The organism is Zobellella taiwanensis, assembly GCF_003012795.1.
GTDB classification, from domain to species: Bacteria; Pseudomonadota; Gammaproteobacteria; order Enterobacterales; family Aeromonadaceae; genus Oceanimonas; species Oceanimonas taiwanensis.
The window spans coordinates 1-337 of sequence record NZ_PXYH01000069.1; the positions used below are offsets into that span (position 1 = coordinate 1).

Sequence of the window (337 nt, forward strand, 5' to 3'; positions counted from 1 at the left end):
GTGGCGGTGGTGGCCACCGACCTGGACGGTGACGAGGCGAGCGGCAGCGTGAGCCTGTCGGTCTCGGACGACGTGCCGAGCGTGAGCGTGGCCGGGCCGGCCACGGTGGTGGAAGGCGAGCGCATCACGGGCAGCTGGAGCCTGGTGGCCGGGGCCGATGGCGCCAGCACGCAGGTGCTGTTCGACGGTCAGGCGTATGACCTGGACGATGCGATCGACACCGGCAAGGGCACCCTGACGGTCAAGGGCGACGGCACCTGGGTGTTTGTGGCGGCGGCCGGCCTGGACCATCGTCAGGCCCAGGGGCTGAGCTTCAGCCTCCAGGCCACCGACGGCG

The 337-nt window shown here is 71.8% G+C and carries 1 protein-coding gene; it reads left to right on the plus strand.

Annotated elements, in window-relative coordinates; translation table 11 throughout:
• Positions 1-337, plus strand: a 337-nt coding sequence (locus tag C7I36_RS17500; protein ID WP_181256434.1) for a hypothetical protein, incomplete at both ends; no start/stop codon positions are given.